We start from the raw sequence: 22,364 nt of genomic DNA on the forward strand, positions 1-22,364 counted from the left end.
CTTCTAGTTTACCAAATATGAAACAACAATGCCTTGTCCAGCTCATGCCGATTATCTGAAAATATGCTACACTAATGACATTCATGAAAGGAAGTGTACAAATGTCCTCTTGTATTTTCTGTAAAATCGTAGCCGGGGAACTCCCTGGAGAAGTTTTGTATGAAGATGAACACGTAATTGCTTTCATGGACATTATGCCAGTTACAAAAGGGCATGTCCTCCTCATTCCTAAAACCCATAGGGAAAATGTGTATGACCTAACTTCTGATGAGGCTTCTCATCTGTTTGCAGTTGCTCCTAAAATTGCAAACGCCATTAAGGATACGTTCAAACCCGCGGGCATGAACCTTGTCCAAAATAACGGGGCAGCAGCCGGTCAAGCCGTTTTCCACTTCCATTTGCATTTCGTCCCAAGATACGACGAAACCGATGGATACCGTCCAACATGGGACCAAAAAACAGAAGAGTTCCCAAGTGAACGGATTCAAGAACTTGCAGGAGACATAAAAAACAATCTCCAAACCAACGTGTAACGTACCATTTAAAATTCAATCATGTTTTAACTATTCATCACAGGAAATGAACCAAATAGGAAGGAGTGAGCAATAAATGAAAACATCTACATTTCTTGCAGGACTGGCTGTTGGGTCAGTTGCTGCTGCTATTACAGTTCTTTACTCAACTCCGCAGTCTGGAAGTCAAATGAGAACTTCCGTCGCAACTGCATCTGCCGATATTAAGTCAAAGCTAAAAGACGTGAAAGGTAGAGTCAATGAGTTGAAAGAATCCGTTTCTGATTTTGCAAACGAGAATGTCCAACCTGCGATTGCAGGGGTCAAAGATTCTGTAGGAGGTTGGCGCACTGCGGATGAAGGATCGCGGAACCGGTTAGAAAGCGAGATTCTAGAAATCCAATCTGCAATTGAAGAACTTGAACGTTCTGTTGCTGCCCAACAAAATAATTGATAAGACATCAAAAGCATCCTCATTTTGGGGATGTTTTTTTTATTTCCTTGTGGTATTTGAAACGATTTCAATTATTTTTTCAATTCTAACTTTTTTATTTGTTGCTTTCCTGCTATAATGAAAACATCTATAGAAAATTGAAAGTAGGTGCTTGCATGTCCGAACAAGAGTATTCCTTTAAGGAAGCAATGATTTACACTCAACGTCTTGCACAGATGTCCAAAGCGTTGTGGAAAGCTGTAGAAAAAGACTGGCAACAGTGGATAAAACCTTATGATTTGAATATTAACGAACATCACATACTTTGGATTGCATATCATCTACAAGGTGCTACGATCTCAGATATTGCAAAGTTCGGAGTCATGCATGTATCTACCGCATTCAACTTTTCCAAGAAACTGGAACAACGGGGGTACTTAAAGTTTTTCAAAAAAGATGATGATCGCCGGAATACATATGTCCTCGTCACAGAGCACGGCGAAGATTTAATCAAAAAAATGACGGAAAATTACTTTGTCTCCGATCACTCAATTTTAGATGGGTCCCTTCCCATCAAAAATCTTTACGGAAAGTTCCCTGAGTTTTTGGAAGTCATGTCCGTCATTCGCAATGTGTATGGTGAAGATTTCATGGAGATTTTCGAAAAAGGATTTGAAAGCCTCGGCCAGACTTTTGAAGAGGAAGATGGGCATCTCACAGCTACGCCCAGGGAATTAAAACTCGTTTCTGGTGAGGATAAATAATTCCCAAATCTCTACACAGTCTGCTATGATGGATAGAGATGTCCAAAGGGGGTATGCACGTGATTTTAATAATAACTGTTCTCTTTTCACTATTCTACTTGTTCCAAATCAACAAAATGACGTTCGCGCTCTGCGAATCACGAGAAATTCCTGAAGAAAAGCAAAATAAAATATATGCAACTGTAAATGTACTGATTACTATTTTAATGTTGTCACTTTACGTTGAAGTCTTTTTGAAGGTTTAACTAGCGAAAAGTCCACCCCATAAATGGGATGGACTTTTTTCTTGTTTTAGTACAAGAAAGCCGCGCCTACAATGATCAATAGAATGAACAAGACAACCAACAATGCGAATCCAGATCCTGCTCCAGTACCTCCAGAATATCCACTCATCGAAGCACCCCCTCTCTTCTTTTGTATCTTATGCGAACCCCTTTTCAATAGTTGGGCGATTATAGTGGGAACCTTTTTGTACTCGATTCGTTTGTATGTTATAGTGACACTTGTTAATTACTTTTACAGAGGAGTATCTAAACTATGAAAAAAACAGTACTATCGTTCACGTTGGCAGCATCTGTTCTTGCACTCTCGGCTTGTTCAGGGAATGCTTCCGATGATGAAGCAATCGTTACATCCAAGGATGGAGATATAACAAAAAGTGAATTTTACCAAGAGATGAAAGATTCCGTTGGTGAGCAAGCACTGCAAATGATGGTTATTGAAAAGGTCCTCGATTCAAAATATGATGTATCCGACAAAGATGTGCAGGCAGAATACGATGATGTCAAAGAACAGCTTGGCGACAACTTCGATCAATACCTAGCACAACAAGGTCAAACAGCGGACGGTTTCAAAAAAGCAATTAAGCTCAACAAATTGCAAGAAGCTGCGCTTACAGATGGTATTAAGGTAAGCGACGACGAGCTCAACAAATATCTAGAACAAAAGAATACAGAAGTAAAAGCTAGCCACATCTTGGTTGCAGACGAAGAGAAGGCTAAAGAAGTGAAGAAGAAAGCAGATGCTGGCGAAGATTTCGCGAAACTTGCTAAAGAATACTCCACTGAAGAAGGCGCGGACGAGTCTGGCGGCGAGCTTGGCTGGTTTGGTGAAGGTAAAATGGTTCCAGAATTCTGGGATGCTGCTGTAGCAATGGAAAAAGGTACAATTAGCGAACCGGTACAATCTGAGTTTGGATTCCATATCATCAAATTAGAAGATAAGCGTAAAGCCGATGACAAAGAACCTTCTAAAGCAGACAAAGAAAAGGCGAAGCAAGAGTTGAAACTTGCCAAAGCGGATACAAGCAAAATTGTCGACAAAGTTTCGAAACTTATCAAAGATGCTGATGTAAAAGTGGCAGACAAAGATTTGAAATCTGCATTGGACATGTTTAACCAAAGCAAGCCTGAAGCTAAAGATGACGGCGCAGATGCACCGGATGACACTGAAGCAGATACAAAGGACGAAGAGAAGTAATTTTGAATAAGCTGCATGACCCGTCAGATGTTCTGACGAGCCATGTGGCTTTTTTTGTGGGAGAGTTGTTGTGAGTATGAGGAATACTGGAGATTCATGATCCCTCCCCGCGGCAAGCCACCTTCTACAATTCAGATCCAAGCTCGCGACCAATCCTTCTTTCCCTAATTCAAAACCAAGACTAATTGGTGTGCTTCGCTTCGCTACGCATTTTAGGATTGAGAGTGGAGGAAATAGGATTTCTATCTGAACCCGATTGTTTCTCGGGGGTACCTGATCGTTCTCCGCAGCAACCCGACCGTTCCCTTGGCCAACCCGATCATTTCTCACCAGAACCCGACAGTTCTGACGGTTAAGAGCATTTCCCAAAATTTATATGGCCATCACTTCCATTCCAACAAAAAAGGAGCTTCCGCGGAAGCTCCTTTTCATTTTATTCAAATGTTGGCTTATAGAAAGAGCGATTCTCCAGTGGAAAAATGCGTTCAGAGAATTCTCCTGGCTCAGTTTTACTCATCGCTCGGTTCAGCATGTTCATTTTGGCATCGATATTATCGATGTAGTGGAGCATCTCTGCTTCAGGTAACATTGGACGTTTCGGGCTACCCCACTCTTCTTTTCCGTGATGGGAGAGGACCATGTGTTGAAGAAGCATTACTTCTTCTCCGGATACTTCTAGCTCATCTGCAGCTTTAGAGATTTCCGTCACCATGATGCTTATATGTCCAAGTAAATTTCCTTCTACTGTGTAGTGAGCTGCAACGGGTCCGGATAATTCAATGACCTTCCCAATATCATGCAAAATCACACCTGAGTACAATAAGTCCTTGTTCAATGTTGGATACAGATCCGCCACCGCTTTGGCTAGCTTCAACATGGAAACTACATGATCCAGTAATCCCGATACATAGTCATGATGATTCCTTGTTGCTGCTGGATACATCATGAACGCTTCTTGATGCTTTTTGATCAAATGACGAGTAATTCGTTGAATCTGTGGGTTCTTCATCTCAAAGAAGAATTGCATTAACTCATCCATCAATTCCTCTTTACTTTTTTCAGCAGAAGGAACGAGATCAGACATTGTAATCCCCTCATCCGCTTTCGCAGGGCGAATGCTTTTAATGCGTAGCTGGTTTTTCCCACGATACTCGTGAACTTCCCCGCCTACGCGTACAATAGCCGCTGCAGGGTACAAACGCTCTTGCTCTTCTCCTGTATCCCAAAGCTTTGCTTCCAAGTCACCACTTTTGTCTTGAAGTACGAGCGACATGAATGGACTGCCTTGCTGAGTGACACCTTTTGTGGATTGTTTGACAAACAAAAATAAGTCTACCGGTTCTCCTACTTTATGATCTAATAGTTTTTTCATAATGCAACTCCTTTAGGTGTGTTTCCAATTTCGGAAACATTGATAATTTTAGCTTCTGGCCAATGAGGGGCAAGCGTCTCATGGCATGTAAATACGATAAATTGATGATCTGATGCCAATTCCGCTACAAGTCGAGTCATGTGGGAAAGCCGTTTTGCATCGAAATGGACAAAGGGGTCATCCATAATAATTGGAAATGGAGCTTGATCCTCTAACTCGCTCGCAAGCGCTAGCCGAAGTGCTAAATACGCTTGCTCTTTCGTTGCTTGACTCAATTCCGCAATCGCAAACGGTTGACCGTCTTTGCGCATTGCTTGAAATTGTCCGTCTGGAGTGATTTCCAGTTGAGCATACTGTCCAGCCGTTAGCAGATTATACATCTTATTTGCACGTGTTAGTACGGCAGGTAACTTTTTCTCTTTCAAATCTCCCATCGTTTGCCGAATCGCTTCAGCCGCTACTTGCCGACTCGACCAGGATTGCGCCAGGGAGTTAAATTCCGCTTTTTTGTTTTCATAAAGCTGTTGTGTATGCAGATGGGCATCGTCAGAAAGAAGTGCTTCCGTTTTATGCAGTAAAGCAGCACGTTCATCTGTCAACTCCGAAATTGCACGCTCTGCAGCTAACAATTGCTCTTCCGTTAAGGAAAGTTGTTGCTGGATCCATCCTTCATCATCGCCGTATTCCTCAGTATCATGAAGCGTCTTCAACTGATCATTCAATCCGTCTAAACTCAGTTGTAACGTTTGGATATGTTGCCAACGATCATATGCATCGTAGAACGATTGTTTGTCAGGAACGTCTGCCAGTTCGAATAATTGTTGCTCTTGTTCACGATACGCCTGCAGTTCAAGTTTTTTCTCTTCCATCGTTCTTGATAGTTCCTTAACTTGCCGTTCATAAGTTTCAGCTGAGAGCGAGGCATCACGTAGTTTTCGTGCTTCTTGCCTGATTAAAGTATACAGGTCTGCTTCTGGAACTTCACGCTCAAGCACTGTGCGGACAGACTCAAGATGTTGCTCGATTTTCTTATAGGTTTCTTGCCGATTGTTCAATCGCTCCGCTAAGGATCGTTCTGTTTCTTGCAACTGACGTACCAATCGGAACAACTCAGGAATTACTTCAATTCTCCCGGAAGCAGGCAAACCACATTCGAGAAGTTCTCCCGTAAGCTGTTTGCGGACGCTCGTTTCTTTTTGAGTCAAGTCTGCTAAATCGCTTCTAAGAGAATCTATGTCCATCGCATGGCCATCGGCTGTCATTTTTAACTGCTCCGCTTTTCGGATGAAGCCGTCCGTCCTCTTGCACAGTTCTTCAAATGCCTCTTCTTTTCCTTCATAAGCTTTTACCAGTGCACTCATTTCTTTCATGCGTTCATCTGATTGCGAAGGGGCTTGCTGCTTTTGCAAGAGTCCATAACCACTTACTGCTGCAATAATTACGCCTAGCACAGCGATTATCCACTGTTGCTGCAATATCCCGTAGCCAGCCACCACAATCGCCGCAGCAAGCAGGATCCATATGATTGTTTTAGAAGATGGCTGCTGTTCTTTTCTAGCAAAAGTCACATATGCTTTCGCTTCAGAAAGACGCGCTCGGACAGACGGCCACTTTGTTGCTTGCGCTTGTTCCTCAGAGGATGGCGCATCAGCGTTCAGCCTATCCAGTTGCTGAACAGTTCTTCGCTTCAGCTCTTCGGTACGTTGCAATTCCAACTGAGTGGATTGAACAGCACGTTCTGTTTGCTTTACGCGTTCTGCCAATTCCACAAAGCGTTGCTCTTGTGTGAACGAACTATCTAGTTGCACAAGGCCCTCAACTGCAGAGGACTCAGATGCACCGAGGAGACCAAGTAGCCGCTGTCGCTCCGATGTTAACCGGACAATATCTGTCTTAGCGCTTACAAATTCCTGTTGAAGTACTTGCCAATCCGATTCTTTCGCAAGTAATGTTTCAACTGCCACTTCCCGCTCTTTTTGACCCTCTTTTTCCAGCTGGTCTTTCACATTCTGTAATTGAAATGAAGCCCTCGCGTGAACTGCTTCTGCTTCATGTTTTTTACTTTCCAACATTTCTTGATCACGTATGCCGTTAGGAGGGAACTCATTCTGACCGAGTTCTTGAATTTCAGTAAGCAACCGATTTCTGTTTGCTATGATCGGGATGCGCAAGAGAGAGCTCTCAAGCTTTTTCGACTCTGCTTGACTGTTTTGCATCTTACTCCGTTCCAGGATTAGTTGCCTCTCCACTTCTTCCAGACGAATCACAGCGGGTTCGTATTCATCCACTTTCGCTCTTTGTGTTTTCAGTGTCTCTTCTAGCTCTCGGAGTTCTTTTAAGAGTACATTCATCTGAGGATTTTTGCCCGATTTTTTAAACAGCTCCGCTTTATCTTTCTCAAGCTGTTTTTCTAATTGAAGCAACGAATCGATCCCTGTTGTACCTGACGATAGTAACGTGCGGCTTAGCTCATCCGAATCCATTTGCTCCAATCCTTGTAATTGAAACAACGAAAACGAAAAGACAGACTCAAAAGCTGTTCTATCATACTGACGCAAGAGATCATTAAGTACTGCTTGCCCGCCCGTCGTTCCATCCTCGAATCGGACAGTAATGTCTCCGGCTGATTTCCCTCGAATCCGCTCGACTTCAACCACACCATACTTTTTATCATTAATTACAATTTTTCCACCGTAGCCCGATCCGGTTTTCGGTTCATAGCGCAACATTGCGTTGTTTTTAGGTGGAAATCCAAACAATACTTGCAGGATGAATTGGTAAATCGTTGTTTTTCCGGCTTCATTCTCTCCGTAAAAGACAGTTACTCCATCCCCAAGCTCAATCGTCACATTGCTGTGGCGACCAAATCCATAGATTGTTAACCGCTCAATTTTCATGGCGTGTCACCTCTGTTTTCATGTCGAGAGCTCATTTGAAATGAGTTTCCCTGCTTCTCTGCTCAATTCCTCTTTCATGTCATTGGATAATGGAGACAAATAAGGTCCAGAGCGTGCATGATGATATACATCTTGCAATACTGTTTTCCAATCGTCTTCATCCCAATTGTCAATTTGCTCTTTCACGGATCGAACGAGTGGAGAATCCGGCAACAGTGCACTTTTTGTGTTCGACTCAAATAAGAGCTCCGAGAACCAGATACTAGGTTCCGCTGATTCACGAAGAACTTCCAGCCATTCTTCGTCTGATGAACCGCTGAACAGTTGAGTGGCCTCGGAGCCAATGTGAACGTTTCTGACACTAAGAATACTCGCGCCATTCCGCTCAACGGCGTCGGTCGCTGCATTCTCACATGCAGTCAACCACTCATTGGCAAGCCCCATTTCCGTACAATCGATCTCGATTTCATCAAATACAAGAACTGATGTCGGAACGAAGCTTATTGAGGCAACATTCTCCTCAAGGTCTACTTCGTAAAAACCTTTCACTCCCTGTTCGTTACGATGACGTCCTTGTAAGTTACCCGGATAGACGATTGGGGGCTCATTATGTAAAAGTTGCCGTTTATGAATATGTCCAAGCGCCCAATACTGATAGCCTTTTTCTATCAATGCTTCTTTTGTAAATGGTGCATAGACGGCATGCGTTTCTTCCCCAGCAATGCTGCCATGAAGCATGCCAATGTCAAACGTTCCTAGTTCACGATTCGTTTTCGGGTAGTGTCCAATCATCGCTTCTTTAATATGACGCTCCTTATAGCTGAACCCATGGATCCGAACCCGTTGCCCCCGAACAACAAGTTCTGAAGTTTCCACATCTGGACCAAATACTGTCACGTTATCCGGTAATTGAAATCGTGTCCACTTACCTCCGAGATGATCATGGTTCCCGTAGGAAATGAAAACCGGAATATTAGCTTGTTTCAAGCGCTCAAGTCCTTTGACAAATCTCATTTGTGCGCGCAAACTTCGATCCTCTCCATCATAGATATCACCTACAATGAGAACAAAATCAGGTGTGGACTGCTCCGCATACTGGATCAGTTTTTCATAGGCTAAAAATGTACTTTCACGAAGTTCAGTCAATCGTGATATCGGCATGTCCGTAATTCCTTTAAATGGACTGTCTAAATGCAAGTCCGCAGTGTGTAGGAATTTAATCATTAATAGTGGACACCTCCTAAAACGAATATTTGTTCTAATTTTACCATATTCCAAGTAGTTACGCGACAGCAATCAAGAGATTTCCGTTTGTAAAAACTCCACAAAAAAGCAGAGGATTCGTGCTTTCCTCTGCTTGAACACTAGATCATATATAGAGTCTTATTCTTTTCCTAGCTGGATCGCTTTCTTAATGTCCTTCAATGATCGGGATGGACCATACATGAGGACGCCACCACGATAAACACGCGCTCCAAACCATCCTAGTACAAAAATAGTTACAAGCATAATTGCAATTGCTAGAAGTGGTTCCCACATCGGTAGATCTAGCATACCTACGCGTAAAAACATCACTAGCGGTGTGAAGAATGGGAAGAATGATGCGTATTTCAAATACACAAGTTCAGGATTCCCTAGTCCTGAAGCAGCTAATATGAAAGCCGCAACAATCATGAGAGTCATTGGCATAATCATCTGCTGGACGTCTTCCGTTCGGCTTACGAGAGAACCTAATAGAGCTGCTAGCGTTGCGTATAAGAAGTACCCGAGTAAGAAGAACACAACTGCATAGACAAGTGTCATCGGGTTAATGTCTGTAAAGTTGAAGAAACTGCCGATTCCCTCTGTCGCTTCTGAAGGAGAAGTTTTAAAGGCGATGAACCCTGCAATTCCGTAAAGTACGATTTGGACAATACCAAGCGTTCCGATACCGAGTACTTTAGCAAACATATGCTTCACCGGTGATACACTGGAAATCAGGATTTCCATCACACGGGAAGATTTTTCTGTTGCGACTTCCGTTGCGATCATTCCTGAGTAAAGGATAACAGCAAAATAGATTACAAACATGAGGATATACACTAAAATACGTGCCTGATTCAACTCATCTTCAGATTTCGCCGAAGCAGAAATATTATTCTTTTCAAAGTTTACTTGTGTAAAAAGAGAATCGACTTGTTCACTAGATAAGGATAGCTCATCAGCTTTGACTCCTGCCTGAACAGTTTGCAGCGCATTGCGCAACGTTTCCGGCAAACTGGTTTCAATGCTACTTAGAGTCGTATATTTCGCTTGGATTGTGTTTGTTTCATCCAAGTAAAGTGTCAGAAACGAATCGATATCTTCAGAACGGACTTGTTTCTCCAAATCCTTCTCACTTTCTTCTGTCGGCTCCACCGTAATGTCGGACTCATTCGCTTGAAGGACTGCTGTCAGTGGATCACCTAGTTGCCCACTCGCGTCGATCACTTTCAGTGTTGTGGGCTCGTCGCCACCTATCCCATCAATCGAATCTAGAATTCTAGGTAAGTTGGACAGTAAAAAGATTCCCGCAACCACTAGTACTGTCGTAATGACGAACGACTTCGTTCTCGCTTTCGTCATAAATGCTTGTTTGAATATAATCCAGAATTCACGCATGTTCCTTCCCCACCTTTGCAATGAAGATATCTTGAAGTGTCGGTTCTTCGATTTCAAATTGTCGGACAGGTCCTGCTTTTAACGCCTCCGTCAGAAGTCGTTCTGCCGTTTCGTCAGAATCCACCTGATAGACTGCTCCTTCGACCGTCGGCTTAACAGAATTCACGCCTGGAAGTCCAGCAAGTGCATCCAATTTAAAATCCGATCGAATGCGCACATTTTGTTTCCCAAATGAGCGTTTCACTTCTTTCAATGTCCCACTGACAATTTGCTTTCCGTGGTCAATAATGCTGAATTGCTCACATAATTCTTCCACATGATCCATTCGATGACTGGAAAAGACAATTGTCGCTCCGCTATTTCGAATATCCAGAATCGCTTTTTTCAACATTTCCACGTTTACCGGGTCTAGCCCTGAGAAGGGTTCATCCAAAATAATTAGTTTCGGCTTATGTAAAAGAGCTGCAATCACTTGGATTTTCTGCTGATTCCCTTTTGACAGTTCCTCCACTTTTTTGTTCAAATATTGCGGAACTTCAAAACGATCAAGCCACCCGCCAATTTCCCGTTTTGCATCGGACCGTTTCATACCTCGCAGCTCCGCTAAAAAGAGTAACTGTTCTTCGACTTTCATTTTCGGATACAGTCCGCGCTCCTCAGGTAGATAGCCGATATGAGGGCTCGTCGCATAGGAAATCGGTTTCCCATTCCAAGTAATACGTCCTTCGTTCGGTGTTAGCAATCCGAGAATCATTCGAAATGTCGTCGTTTTGCCCGCACCGTTTGCCCCTAAGAAACCATACATCGCTCCTTCTCCAACTGTTAACGAAAGGTCATTCACAGCTGTGAAGTCACCGAATCGTTTTGTCACGTGTTCAATTTGTAATGACATGGTTGTACTCCCCCTTATTTCTCTATACTTAAGATTACGATTTACAACTCAATTCGTTTCAATATTTCGCAATCTCTTTGACTATTTCAATACTTATCTTATAGTTTTCTGTTATAGATAAGAACAGCTATAAAATACGTAATTAATCCAACACCATACAAACTTGTTAATAACATAGATGCGAGCGTCAATCCCTCTATTATTAACGCTGCTATAGCGAGCAGGTAAGACAGGCCAACGAAAGTAATCCATGAAACCGTTCTTGCTTTGACATGTACTTTTTCATATCGTTCATCAAATAATCGATCTTTTTTGCCTTTTCGCCAGTAAATCAACGCAATAATTGAAACAACTCCGAAACCTACAATGAAACCAGAAGCGGTTGACAACCAATCCACTCAAATCACCTCTTTTCTACTTTTCTTCTGTTGCATCCGGATCAAAAATCATTTCAATGGGGCGATTGAATAACTTGGAAATTTTAAACGCTAGGATAAGCGATGGATTGTATCGACCTTTTTCCAGAGAGATAATCGTCTGACGAGACACTTCCAAACTTTCAGAAAGTTCATCTTGCGTTAGACCCATTTCCATTCGGATCTCCCTTATCATGTTTTTCACTCAACAGGTCCCCTCCCTTCCCATCTATATATAATAACAAGGGATATCATTCGTTAGTAAAGGTAACTTTACGTAAAGCTTACTTTACTAATCTATCGATGTCAAGCAACATTTACATTGCATTCGCACTTTCTTAAACTATCATTTTGATCCATACAAAATTCTATAACCATCAAATTGATCATTCATCGGCTAATGAATCAATATTCATTTACAGGAGAAAACGTGTATACTAGAGGAAAAGGATAGGAGTGGATGATTGTGAGGACGTATAAATTAACTGCGTATGAAAAGACCGGAAAAATGATAGCGGATGAAACATTTACTGCTGAAACAGATGAGGCAGCAAAAGTGAAAGGACAAACATTGCTGGAAGAGCAAAACCTGCTCGATCAAACCCACCGCCTCGCTTCACCTGCAGGTAAATTATTGTTGTTTCATGTTTAAAGCGTTTTTCGATCCAGTATGCTATTCTGTAAACAATCAGTTAGGAGGCGCATACCATGAAGATTGCTTTAATTGCCCACGATGAAAAAAAAGACGAAATGGTAAACTTCACGATTGCCTATGAATCGATATTTGAAAACTATACGCTTTACGCTACGGGAACTACTGGGAAAAGAATTATGGACGAAACTCACCTACAAGTGAATCGTATGAATTCTGGACCACTTGGTGGAGATCAGCAAATTGGTGCAATGATTGCCACTGGAGAGTTAGATCTCATTCTATTTTTCAGGGATCCATTGACCGCACAACCTCATGAACCAGATGTTAGTGCGCTGTTACGCCTTTGTGATGTATATGGCATTCCACTTGCAACAAACATTGCGACAGCTGAACTGCTCATTCGCTCCATTGAAAAAGGCTATTTTCAATGGCGGGATACTGTAAATAAATACAAACAAAAGACGCTTGCCCGCTTTGACCGCGGATAAGCGTCTTTTTTCAATTTATAAATAGGATTGCAAAGCACGTTGTAACGTACCCAGAGTTTTTGTTTCTCCTCCAAAACGGATGCCGAGAGTCGCCATTTTGCGAACGACATCTGGGCGCAGTCCCGTGATTACGGTCTGGCAGCCCATCAGTTTCGTGCTTTCTATGACTTTACTTAAATTATCTATGACTTCGTGTTCCATTTCCGAAATTCCTGATAAATCGAGAATGAGCGTTTGAATGTGAAGACGACCAATCTCGTTCAACACTTTTTCTTGAATTACGGTCGTCCTGCAATAATCTAGCATTCCAATCAACGGCAGAATACTAGTTGTCGGTGTGATGGGGATAATCGGAACCGACAAGTTTTCCACCAAATTCTTTTGGGCTTTGATTTCCTGATCTTTGTATGAAGAATAGCTTATGAAAAATGCATTTAAGAAGTGATCCAATCGGGAATTGACTTTCTTTTCAAGAGCAAAGAAATCATTCAATTTAAACTCTTTCATATTCACTTGTATGTACTCTTGTGTAAACTTCCATAATGTACGACGGATTGCAGATACCCATTCCAGTTTGAACGCGAGAGTTAGTGAATGCTTCGCCCATGCAATTCCTTCCTCTTTAGCAAAAGATTCCAATTCATCTTTTTTTGCTTCAATTACAAAGGCAACAAGTTTATGAGCGTTTTCGATCAAGTTAATATTACCGATTCGAAGAATTTCTTCGATTCTATCATTGACGTTGACCGCCTGCATTAAAAGCTCTTGTTCGAATTTATCTTTATTTTCATCCATAAACTGGTTAACTTTCGGATTAACTTTGTCACTTGACATGCTGTTGCCCCCTTCATTGACTTGAATTCAAACAAACATTTTAATAGTTCCCTTTTTCTACATTCCCAAACCTTTTTCATAGGTTTTAAGTCAAAAGTAAAACCGGCAGTCATCTAAATGAGATGCCGGTTTTGTTCAATTAGTTCCCTGAGAAGACGGGTTGTCGTTTCTCCACAAATGCACGAATGCCTTCTAAATGATCAGCCGTGTTTCGCATCGCCACTTGAGATTCGCTTTCCAACTGAAGCACGTGCTCAAGCTCTGTGCGCTTGCTTTCATGCAAAATTCTTTTAGAGGCAATCATTGCAGATATCGGTGATCTGAGCAAGCCATTGGCAAGCTGAGTTGCGGCCAATTCTGCTTGTCCATTTGGAATGAGTTCATCGACAAGGCCCGCTGCTTTTGCTGTCTTCCCATCGATAACTTCTCCACCCCAAATCATTTTCTTCGCATTTGTGGTACCAATGCGTTCTTTTAAAAAGAAATGTCCACCGCCATCAGGCACCAGCCCGATTCCTATAAAGTTCATGGCCAGTTTACTGTCTTCCTCAGCAACGAGAATGTCGCAGCCAAGTGCTAGACTGAAACCAAGTCCAGCTGCGGAACCATGAATGGCAGCGATTGTGATTTGTGGCAGCAAGTAAAGCGTCTTCGCAAGGCGTGTAATGTGTTGCATGACATCGCCCATATCCATCGTTGACTCGGGATCAATCATTTTTTTTATATCTCCACCTGCAGAAAACGTTCGACCTGCTCCTTTGATGATTAATACCTGTATTGCATGATCAGACTGTAGCTCTTCAAAAGCATCCGCTAATTCCTTCATCATCACATCGTCCATTGCATTCATCGAATTCGGTCGATTTAGTGTAAGCGTCGCAATCCGTTCTTCTTTTGTAAGTTCTATCGTTTGATACATAGTATCTCCCCTTTTCCCTTTTAAATTATCTGGTAGTCAAACTGAATAGCCATTCATTATCTAATTCGGGGTAAAGGGGAAAAGTCCTTTATTTTGAAACAGGTTGTGGAAAGATCTCATCCAGCAACTCTAACTTTCTTTCAATGGATTCTTGGTACGACAAAATATAAGCGGCTGGGTCTTTTGGGTTGTGGAATTGTGTGATCCGACCAGTTTTAGGGTCTCGGAACTTACTAGAAGCACCGCAACCAATACCGATAATGGACTGTACTTCTTCCATGATCATAATATTATAGATGCTTTCTTCGCCTGGTTTTGAATATCCGACGTTCTCCAGATTCCCAAGAATGTTTTTCTGGCGATATAAATAATACGGTACATATCCGTTTGCTTCTGTCCACTGTTCGCCAAGCTTCATCATTTGCTCAGCAGTAGGGCGATCAGCTACTTCGTATTTCTTCTTATTCCGTGTCATTTCTGAAGCCCGTTTAAACGAAAGCGTATGAATCGTCAAGGATTCCGGCTGAAGCTTTTCAGTTTCCTGAAGTGAATGACTGAACTCCTCAATGCCTTCGTTTGGCAGTCCGATAATAAGGTCCATGTTAATGTTATTCATACCCATAGAACGGGACAACTTAAATTTGTCGATGGTTTCTTGAACAGTATGATGACGACCGATTGCCTTCAGTGTTTCGTCTGTATACGATTGGGGATTCACACTAATCCGATCGATACCAAACTTTTTAAGGACATCGATTTTAGCTGGAGTAATCGTATCCGGTCGCCCTGCTTCTACCGTCACTTCCCGTACTTCTTTCATGAATGGGAATGCCTCGATCATGACTTGATATAGTGCATCCATTTCTTCTGCTTCAATAGATGTTGGCGTACCACCGCCAAAATAGATCGTCGTCACTTTGACATTTCGTTCAGTAAGCCATTCTCCAAGTTGCCGGATTTCTTCGTGTAGGCCATCTAAAAATGTCTCTACACGGCCGCTTTTTCGATGGATTGCGTACGCAGGAAACGTACAATACGCACACTTTGTTGGACAAAACGGGATTCCGATATAGATACTCACTTCTTCTTGAACTTTGTAAAGATCCGGCACAGCTTTCAATTGAATGTCTGTGATTGTCTCGAGCAAGTTTACTTTTCGTTCGGACACACGGTGTTTATCCATTAACAGTTGCTTTACGTCGCGCGCGTTATGTCCTTCCTGTCGATATTTATGGTAAAGCTTCGTCGGACGGATCCCCGTCAATATGCCCCACTCTTGGTTCATGCCCGTAAAGGATTCCAGAACTTCCAATAAGACATGTGAATAGAGCCGTTTCCATTGTCGGTTCTGTTCTTTTTCACTCCCACCTTCAGCAGTCTCTTTGAACTCGGCTTGGTAGGTTTTTTCTTGAACAGTAAGTTCCGCTGTTACAATCAGGAGGTCTCCTTCCTGACGTTCTTCGAAGCGTAAATCGAGGTCTCCGGTTTCATCTTTTTTAGCAATTTTTGTTTCCTCAAAAAACAGATTGGAGAGGTGGATGAACATCCTTACCCAGTCTTCTTTAAAATCGCCGTGAAGTGCGATAGTTTGCATAGCTAGCCCAACTTTCTCATGGATCTAAATGATCCGATTGTCTGTGATACTCAGTATAGCAAACCACGAAAAGAAAAAACCAGCCACATTGGGCTGGTTTTGGTGTCAATTCATTGTCTCGTATAATTCTTGAACAGGTTTCATCAAAATACGGTTGATTTCTTCGATGACTCCGCTCAGTCTCATTTCAGCTTCTAACATGGACATGATTTTCGGATTTTGTTGTGAAAGTTGAGCAGTTTTTTGAGCATGCTCCAGTTCGTCTGGCAAAATTTCTTCCCCCGCCATTTGTTTTTGCTGCAACGTCACTTGGATTTCACGGAAATTGCGGAACATTTCCAGTGCTTCAGGGTCCGCTTTGACGTTTTCAATCGCCTCTTTAACTGCTAAAAATTCATCTGTCGTGCGAAGTGATGTTTCCAACTTATTAATGTCATCATAAATATTGACTGCCATGTAAAATTCCCCCTAAGTAATATTTGTAAAGTATACAATGACTCCTTGCACAATTCCAATCATACCACCCAATAGTGCGCCAAGGACGGTTATCATTTTAAACTCACGTTTTGAAATCCCTAATACAAGATCTTCAAGTACTGAAACCGGGAATGTGTCCACTTGTTCTTTCACAATTTCGTCCAGCTTCAATCTTTTAAGGGATTGCTCCAATTGAATTTCTGCTTGTGTGAATGCAAACTCGATGACTTTAGGTGTTAAGTTTGTTGCAGTCCACGCAGCACCGGTAGACCAGTAATAGTGAATCGGTTGCGCAAGTCGATTAGAAACATCCAATTCCTTAAGCAAATAGGTACGCAATGTGATACTAAGTCCATCCCAGTCAAATCCGCCTACTAGCTCTTCCATAGGTCTCTGCTTCAACTTGGTCCATTCTTTCGTCAGCATCGTTTCAATAAGTTGTGTGGTCCCAGGTGCAGCGATGAATTTCTTTGCTTCCCGTTGGACCTTTTCAACGAGCGAGTTCGAGTCTCCGAAAAACATATTGACCATTCCGCCGAGTGTCCCTTTTGACTCCAAGAAATCTGTGATCAATCGTTGAAACATCACTTTTCCTTCATAAGAATCCACGAACTGATCCGCTCGATTCAATACATAAGAAGTCACTGTTGGAATATGAGTTTCTGCTTCCAGCAGCCATTTTTCAGGAACCTTTTCTTCTACAGTGCCTGATAAAATTGCATGTTTTGCTGTGTTAAATCGAGCGTCAATAAGCGTAGCAGTTTTTTGTTCCAGAACAAGATCCAAATCGGAAACCCCTGCAAGTTCAAGCCACTCTGCGATTGTTCGCTTCGAGTTGAAGACTTCCTTCTCCAATCGACTTTGAACGAATTGTTCTGCTTTAGCTGCCATGTCAGGTGTCAATAGCCGCTTTCGAAATGTATCCGGTGTCAGTAAATAATTTGTTACCGTACGTCCTAGCTGGACAGCAAGTTCATCACGTCGTTTCGGAATAAGTCCCGGGGTAAATGGAACCCGCCAACTGCCGATATATTTTGCCTCATGAGGTCGAAATAACATCTTGATAGCCAGGTGGTTCGTGAAGCCCCCTATTACTGCTCCGATGAGTGCCATGAACAAAAGAATCCATAAAAATTCCAATCGCTTCACCTTTTCCTGTTCGATTTCTTTCATCTTATAACAGAACAGCATGGTTGACCAACTAATTAGGCTGTGTGTCCTGTATAACAATCGGCTGAATTCGATGTGAAAATCCAGTATGATGAACAGTAGAGATGTGCTCCTAAGATAGAAAGGATGATTTTATGGAACGAACTGTACAAGACGCACTTGGAAGATCCGTAACTTACACCTATCCACCGAAACGAATCATTTCCCTTTGTCCTGGCATTACTGACACCTTATTTGCATTAGATTTGCAAGAAGAAATTGTGGGAAGAACTCGCTTTTGCATTCATCCCTCTCCAGCAGTACTGGATGTACAAGCCGTTGCTGGTACGAAGGATATAAAATTAGATGCCATTTTACAATTGAAGCCGGACCTGATCATCGCCGAGAAGGAAGAAAACACGAAAGAAATCGTCGAATCACTTGAACGACACATACCAGTTTACGTAGCGGAAGTACAATGCGTGCAAGAGGCGTATTCGATGATTGAAGACATTGGAGATGTAACCGATCGGCGTAACGAAGCTCAAAGCTTGATATCTGAAATTCAAGAAGGATTCCATTCTCTTCAAGGGCTAACCTCAGGAAGTGCCATGTATGTCATTTGGAAAAAGCCTTATATGGCAGCGGGGCGTACAACCTATATCGATTCACTACTTGAAACACTCGGTTTTTCCAATCCAATCCGTGTATTACCTGGAAGATACCCAGAACTTACGACTCATGATTTTCAGTCAGCCAATCCAGACTTGGTACTTTTAGCTTCAGAACCGTATCCTTTTAAAGAAAAGCATGTTCCTGAATTTCAAGAAATTCTTCCAACAGCTACGATTTTACCTATAGACGGGGAGATGTTTTGGTACGGTCCTAGGATGCTTGAAGCGACGTCTTACTTCAAAGAATGGCTTAGTAAAGCTACTCTTTGAAGGTCGAAAAACAATTATAATTTTCCCATTAATTACTAGAAGGCAACATATTTACACATATCATTTTTAGTGCTATAGTTGTCCTATCGACATAACTTTTATCATGGAAACTGAAATTCCGACAGGGCTTTTAGTAATGAAACCTTCTCTTTCCATCGATACCCAGTCGAATGACATTTTGACAGTGCGCTGTCTCTCAAACTTTGCATTTCTGATTGGCCTCAGGAATTCATTAGCATCATATATATACAAAAACCACCTTCCGCATTTTTACGAAGGGTGGTTTTTGTCAGTTCAAGAAAGTGCATTGTATATAGTGGACATTCGGATTGCATGCTCCATTTCATCATGAAGTGCGATGAACAGAGGATTATATGCCTCTTCAATCGGAATGGTCAACAACATTTCTTTATACGTTTCGATGTCCTCCAATTCATCGACAAGCGCTTTTTGCACACATTGTTTGGCATCATAACATGGTACCGGACGTTTCGGATTGGGCACAAACGAACCAGTCAGCATATAATGGAGCTGTTGAAACATTTCGTAATGACTTTTTTCATCTTCATAAGCATGACGGACAAAATCTTTCCACATCGGTTCTTTTAATTGGTCGTGCAGAGACTTGTAAAAAAAGTAGGCTTTGTATTCATCTTGAATGGCTTGCTTTAGTTTTGAGACAAACACGTCTCGCCCTCCTAAATAGTTTACTTTAACTATATGCAGAGGTGAATTGAATCATGAAAGGGGTAAATGATATGTTACAGCATTTTCGAGTACGGCCCATGTTTGAAGGTGGACAACTGCCCGGTTGGACGTTTTCGTTCCAGCAAGGTTCTGAGCGATATACAGGAGATTATATGCCCAACGGAACCATAAAATGGACAAACTCCGCACCAAATGATGAAGAATCCGTAAAAAAAATGGTACATGAGCTCATGACCTTTCACGTGTATGAATAACGAGCTCTTTTATGCACAGACTATCTGTATTATTTAATTTTGGAGGGAATGTGCATGGAAGAAAAGACTCCTGAACAATTGGCAAAAGAAAAACAACAATTGTTCGTTGAAAATCAAAAAACAGAAAATGTTTTTGAAGACAAAGATCGTATGACCGATGAACAAAATGCGTGGAAAGAAACGCAGCCTAAGCGGATGTAGCTGTCCGATTAATAATGACCTATAGTAAGGGGTTAGTCTAAAAGGTATTTGCTGCCTTTTGGACTAGCCTCTTTCTCATTATATCAGCCATGTAACTGGGGTGATTTTCGTTTCAGGCGGACGCTTTCTTACCTCGAGTCAAGGGGGGATAAAATTAATGTAGAAGAATTAATAAAGGAACTCCATTCAACCTTAGCTTTTCGTTACAGGACTCGCTTTCCGGCGGGCATGGCTTGAGACTCCTCGGTCGCTTTGCTTCCTGCGGGGTCTCAAGGCTCATGCTATTCCCGCAGGAGTCGAGCCTTCCACTACAAGCAACGTATAATCTATTAGCTAACGAATGTTAAATAATGTGCCCACCATAATTAGTCTTCAGATAGTTTTTGTTTGCTAATCACTACATAGTAATAAATCGAAGAAATCACATAGAGCGCTGCTGTAATACTAAATGCGATGGCATAACCCCAATAAAAACCACGTGCTACTACGAGTCCTGTTGCAATCGGGGCCATCGACGCCCAGCCTAATTGGAATACGGTTTGGTTCATCGAGTTCGCGAGTCCCCTATACTTATCTGAGACGAGTTCCATCGCAACAGCACTTTGTATCGGATTCCCTGCATTCATAAGCGCTTGGCGAAGTAAAAATCCGAGAGACGCTAGCATTAGGGAATTTGTAAATCCTGTGAGTAATAAGAATGGGATTGAAAGCAATTGAAAAAGAATAAGTGCCTTCACTTTACCAACTTTTTTTACAAGTACGGGACCAATAAGCACCGCCACCGCAGTCATAGCAGATCCAAGAGATAGAATGAGTCCGATATATGAATTGGAAGCACTGAATCGATTGGCAAAATACAAGTTTAAATATGGAACAACGAGACCTGAACCGATTCCAATCAGCAATCCAGCGAATGAAAAGTGAAGAATTAGGATGAAGTTCTTTTTGAAACTTGTATCCCTCGTTTCCTCAGTAGTTATTTTAATTTCCTTCGGAGTTGCTTCACGTACTTGTACCGGAATGGGTGGTTTGTCTTTCAAGGCGAACAAGGGTGGAAGCCCTAGCGCAAATACCCCGGCACCGATGTATAGCGACCATCGAATTGCATCCACTGCCCCCATATTGAAGAACAGTTGCAACCCATCTGCTAGCAACCCCCCCGCAAGACTCCCAATCACCTGAGAAACAGTGATGAGCGCAAACTGGATGCTGAATAGTTTGACCCTTTCAGATGGAGCTGAGTTTTCAGCAAGGAATGGAATCCCAGAAACTTGCACGAACGCCATGAAAACTCCTGTGAGTGAGGATATGAATATAATGGGTTCCTCCATTACTGTTGCACTTCTCCAAAACAAAGTGATGACCGTAATGGCCGCTCCTCCTGTAATCATCCACTTGCGGCCAAACTTGTCGCTTAAAAATCCAGCAGGAACGAGCATGATGGCTGTAGCCAGTGCAGTCATGGAAATTACTTTTCCATTAACAGTTTCAGGCATGCCTAGTTCACGAATATACAAATTGTACATGACCATAAAGGCTCCAAGTCCCATTTGAATGAAAACATTTGCGAGCAAGAAGAATTTTACGTTTCGATTATATAATAAGATCGTTTTTTTCCAATCATGAATCAGGTTCAAAGAATACCCTACTTTCTTATCCGGAAGTTTCGATACTCTAAATATATGGGTTTTCTAGTGTGTACGCAATCTTTTTTCGAATTACGAAACAAATGTAACGGGTTGTTCTGAAGTTCAATTCTCCAAGCTTCCGATTCTTTCAGTCAAATATCCAATTTCGTGGATTAAAATGCCGATTCACTCCGCCATAACGATGATTCACCTTCTACACGCTCTCACTAAAAAGCAAAAAAAAGTAGAAGCGCATTGGATACAACTCAGACTGTAGACAAAAGGGATGGAAATGAAGGATGACAGGCCGTTGATCTCCGTTCCGGACGGTCGCTTTCCGGGGGCTTGCCCTCAGCCTCCTCGTCGCTTCGAAAGCAAAGATGTGCTCCCAACGTTGCACTTATGCTCGCAAAAACCGTTCTTCGTTACGGCTTTTCCTGTGGGGTCTTCGCGCTGCGCTAATCCCCAGGAGTCGCCGTCCTGCACTTCAATCAACTGAATGTCCCAGGACACATTCACATCATTCAGCCAAACAATTCAATTTGGGGCTCCATGTCCAGTTGGCAGGACTAACTAGACGTAGCAGAAGACTTAAGACACCTATATGGAATCCAAGAAGTCTATGGAAATTTAAAGAGACAGTTGAACGCGTTTTACCGAATCCAAAGAGAAGCATGGTATACGACGGACAATCCTAAGTGGGTTTAGGGGATTAAATAAATGACATTTTATTGAGAACAACAGGATCTATGAATGGTCTCCTGAGTAGAGAATATAAATCTGCAACCAATAGATAAATGAAGGAAAAATCAATTTCTGCCTCTAATTTACGAACCAGATGGTCTTGCAGAATTAACTGTTTGATCGTAAGCAGTTCCATCTGTTCTCGTTCATTAACTTGATTCTTCATCATCATTTCCATTACCTCATTTGATAGTTGGGGGATCCTGTTGATTGTAGCGGAGAGCGGCGACTCCGGAGGGATCAGCGAAAGCTGTGACGAAGAACAGCTTTTGCGAGTAAAAGCGAAGCGTTAGGAGCACATGTTTTCGAAGACCCTGGACTGAGCAACGCGAGGGAGATGAGTGCTGCCTTAATTTCAGCCAAG

General features: G+C 42.2%; 25 protein-coding genes and 1 pseudogene. 10 read left to right on the top strand and 16 right to left on the bottom strand.

The features are described from left to right. Positions 1 to 101 precede the first annotated feature (101 nt). The 4 genes from N693_RS0101900 (at position 102) to N693_RS0101915 (ending at position 1,954) form a co-directional block, all read left to right on the top strand. The gene (locus N693_RS0101900) at positions 102 to 533 is read left to right on the top strand and encodes an HIT family protein (RefSeq protein WP_025783100.1); all 432 of its coding nucleotides are present in this window, start codon (positions 102 to 104) and stop codon (positions 531 to 533) included. Positions 534 to 609: 76 nt separating this feature from the next. Then, the gene (locus tag N693_RS0101905) at positions 610 to 966 is read left to right on the top strand and encodes a YtxH domain-containing protein (RefSeq protein WP_025783101.1); all 357 of its coding nucleotides are present in this window, start codon (positions 610 to 612) and stop codon (positions 964 to 966) included. A 155-nt stretch (positions 967 to 1,121) separates the two neighbouring features. Next, positions 1,122 to 1,709 (top strand): HTH-type transcriptional regulator Hpr, encoded by a 588-nt coding sequence (locus N693_RS0101910; protein WP_025783102.1) that lies wholly within the window; start codon positions 1,122 to 1,124, stop codon positions 1,707 to 1,709. A 59-nt stretch (positions 1,710 to 1,768) separates the two neighbouring features. Further along, positions 1,769 to 1,954, top strand: coding sequence for a hypothetical protein (locus N693_RS0101915; protein WP_025783103.1), 186 nt, complete (start codon positions 1,769 to 1,771; stop codon positions 1,952 to 1,954). 46 nt (positions 1,955 to 2,000) lie between these two features. Here the strand turns inward: N693_RS0101915 and N693_RS19835 are convergent, their stop codons facing one another. After that, positions 2,001 to 2,102 carry a YjcZ family sporulation protein gene (locus N693_RS19835; protein WP_081759995.1) on the bottom strand — a complete coding sequence of 34 codons (102 nt, stop codon included), beginning with the start codon at positions 2,100 to 2,102 and terminating at the stop codon, positions 2,001 to 2,003. A gap of 144 nt (positions 2,103 to 2,246) precedes the next feature. On the opposite strand from N693_RS19835, the gene N693_RS0101925 reads away from it, so the two are divergent. Next, on the top strand, positions 2,247 to 3,188 hold the full coding sequence (locus N693_RS0101925) for a peptidylprolyl isomerase (RefSeq protein ID WP_025783104.1): 942 nt from the start codon (positions 2,247 to 2,249) through the stop codon (positions 3,186 to 3,188). A gap of 433 nt (positions 3,189 to 3,621) precedes the next feature. Here the strand turns inward: N693_RS0101925 and yhaM are convergent, their stop codons facing one another. The 7 genes from yhaM to N693_RS0101960 all read right to left on the bottom strand — a co-directional run bounded on the left by yhaM (position 3,622) and on the right by N693_RS0101960 (position 11,610). After that, complete coding sequence (gene yhaM, locus N693_RS0101930) at positions 3,622 to 4,560, bottom strand: 3'-5' exoribonuclease YhaM (RefSeq protein WP_025783105.1); 939 nt, start codon at positions 4,558 to 4,560, stop codon at positions 3,622 to 3,624. After that, complete coding sequence (locus N693_RS0101935) at positions 4,557 to 7,457, bottom strand: AAA family ATPase (RefSeq protein ID WP_025783106.1); 2,901 nt, start codon at positions 7,455 to 7,457, stop codon at positions 4,557 to 4,559. The genes yhaM and N693_RS0101935 overlap by 4 nt, the downstream gene beginning before the upstream one ends. Positions 7,458 to 7,475: 18 nt before the next feature. Next, positions 7,476 to 8,681, bottom strand: a complete 1,206-nt coding sequence (locus tag N693_RS0101940) for a DNA repair exonuclease (RefSeq protein WP_025783107.1) — start codon at positions 8,679 to 8,681, stop codon at positions 7,476 to 7,478. Between the two features lie 159 nt (positions 8,682 to 8,840). Then, positions 8,841 to 10,097: an ABC transporter permease gene (locus N693_RS0101945; RefSeq protein ID WP_025783108.1), complete on the bottom strand. Its 1,257-nt coding sequence runs from the start codon at positions 10,095 to 10,097 to the stop codon at positions 8,841 to 8,843. Then, positions 10,090 to 10,989, bottom strand: a complete 900-nt coding sequence (locus N693_RS0101950) for an ABC transporter ATP-binding protein (protein WP_025783109.1) — start codon at positions 10,987 to 10,989, stop codon at positions 10,090 to 10,092. Before N693_RS0101950 ends, N693_RS0101945 begins: the two co-directional genes overlap by 8 nt. Positions 10,990 to 11,087: 98 nt before the next feature. After that, complete coding sequence (locus N693_RS0101955; RefSeq protein WP_025783110.1) at positions 11,088 to 11,387, bottom strand: hypothetical protein; 300 nt, start codon at positions 11,385 to 11,387, stop codon at positions 11,088 to 11,090. A gap of 16 nt (positions 11,388 to 11,403) precedes the next feature. Further along, positions 11,404 to 11,610, bottom strand: coding sequence for a helix-turn-helix transcriptional regulator (locus N693_RS0101960; RefSeq protein ID WP_025783111.1), 207 nt, complete (start codon positions 11,608 to 11,610; stop codon positions 11,404 to 11,406). Positions 11,611 to 11,871: 261 nt separating this feature from the next. Here N693_RS0101960 and N693_RS0101965 point away from each other — a divergent pair, with 261 nt between their 5' ends. After that, on the top strand, positions 11,872 to 12,057 hold the full coding sequence (locus N693_RS0101965; protein ID WP_025783112.1) for a YhzD family protein: 186 nt from the start codon (positions 11,872 to 11,874) through the stop codon (positions 12,055 to 12,057). A gap of 56 nt (positions 12,058 to 12,113) precedes the next feature. After that, entirely contained in the window at positions 12,114 to 12,548 is a 435-nt protein-coding gene (gene mgsA / locus N693_RS0101970) for a methylglyoxal synthase (protein ID WP_025783113.1), read from the top strand. Positions 12,549 to 12,563: 15 nt separating this feature from the next. Here mgsA and N693_RS18780 read toward each other — a convergent pair whose 3' ends face one another. The 5 genes from N693_RS18780 to N693_RS0101995 all read right to left on the bottom strand — a co-directional run bounded on the left by N693_RS18780 (position 12,564) and on the right by N693_RS0101995 (position 17,563). Continuing rightward, positions 12,564 to 13,382 carry an STAS domain-containing protein gene (locus N693_RS18780; RefSeq protein WP_037592536.1) on the bottom strand — a complete coding sequence of 273 codons (819 nt, stop codon included), beginning with the start codon at positions 13,380 to 13,382 and terminating at the stop codon, positions 12,564 to 12,566. A gap of 139 nt (positions 13,383 to 13,521) precedes the next feature. Next, positions 13,522 to 14,301 carry an enoyl-CoA hydratase gene (locus N693_RS0101980; RefSeq protein WP_025783114.1) on the bottom strand — a complete coding sequence of 260 codons (780 nt, stop codon included), beginning with the start codon at positions 14,299 to 14,301 and terminating at the stop codon, positions 13,522 to 13,524. Between the two features lie 88 nt (positions 14,302 to 14,389). Beyond that, positions 14,390 to 15,895, bottom strand: a complete 1,506-nt coding sequence (locus N693_RS0101985) for a coproporphyrinogen III oxidase (protein ID WP_025783115.1) — start codon at positions 15,893 to 15,895, stop codon at positions 14,390 to 14,392. Between the two features lie 105 nt (positions 15,896 to 16,000). After that, positions 16,001 to 16,351, bottom strand: a complete 351-nt coding sequence (locus tag N693_RS0101990) for a YlbF family regulator (RefSeq protein ID WP_025783116.1) — start codon at positions 16,349 to 16,351, stop codon at positions 16,001 to 16,003. Between the two features lie 12 nt (positions 16,352 to 16,363). Then, complete coding sequence (locus N693_RS0101995; RefSeq protein WP_253271144.1) at positions 16,364 to 17,563, bottom strand: DUF445 domain-containing protein; 1,200 nt, start codon at positions 17,561 to 17,563, stop codon at positions 16,364 to 16,366. Between the two features lie 113 nt (positions 17,564 to 17,676). Between N693_RS0101995 and N693_RS0102000 the strand changes: the two genes are divergently transcribed. After that, on the top strand, positions 17,677 to 18,465 hold the full coding sequence (locus N693_RS0102000) for an ABC transporter substrate-binding protein (protein WP_025783118.1): 789 nt from the start codon (positions 17,677 to 17,679) through the stop codon (positions 18,463 to 18,465). A 294-nt stretch (positions 18,466 to 18,759) separates the two neighbouring features. Here the strand turns inward: N693_RS0102000 and N693_RS0102010 are convergent, their stop codons facing one another. After that, positions 18,760 to 19,152, bottom strand: coding sequence for a ferritin-like domain-containing protein (locus N693_RS0102010; protein WP_025783120.1), 393 nt, complete (start codon positions 19,150 to 19,152; stop codon positions 18,760 to 18,762). A gap of 71 nt (positions 19,153 to 19,223) precedes the next feature. Here N693_RS0102010 and N693_RS0102015 point away from each other — a divergent pair, with 71 nt between their 5' ends. Next, complete coding sequence (locus tag N693_RS0102015; RefSeq protein ID WP_025783121.1) at positions 19,224 to 19,427, top strand: YheE family protein; 204 nt, start codon at positions 19,224 to 19,226, stop codon at positions 19,425 to 19,427. Between the two features lie 54 nt (positions 19,428 to 19,481). After that, a complete protein-coding gene (locus tag N693_RS20115) occupies positions 19,482 to 19,628 on the top strand; it encodes a hypothetical protein (protein ID WP_156028849.1) in 147 nt (48 codons plus the stop codon). Positions 19,629 to 19,993: 365 nt separating this feature from the next. Here N693_RS20115 and N693_RS0102025 read toward each other — a convergent pair whose 3' ends face one another. Both N693_RS0102025 and N693_RS0102030 read right to left on the bottom strand, forming a co-directional pair. Then, a complete protein-coding gene (locus N693_RS0102025; protein ID WP_025783122.1) occupies positions 19,994 to 21,265 on the bottom strand; it encodes an MFS transporter in 1,272 nt (423 codons plus the stop codon). 706 nt (positions 21,266 to 21,971) lie between these two features. Further along, a pseudogene (locus N693_RS0102030) lies at positions 21,972 to 22,172 on the bottom strand (IS5/IS1182 family transposase); the annotation flags it as partial. Positions 22,173 to 22,364: the final 192 nt, after the last annotated feature.

It is taken from the genome of Sporosarcina sp. D27, assembly GCF_000586555.1.
In the GTDB taxonomy this organism is placed as follows: Bacteria; Bacillota; Bacilli; order Bacillales_A; family Planococcaceae; genus Sporosarcina.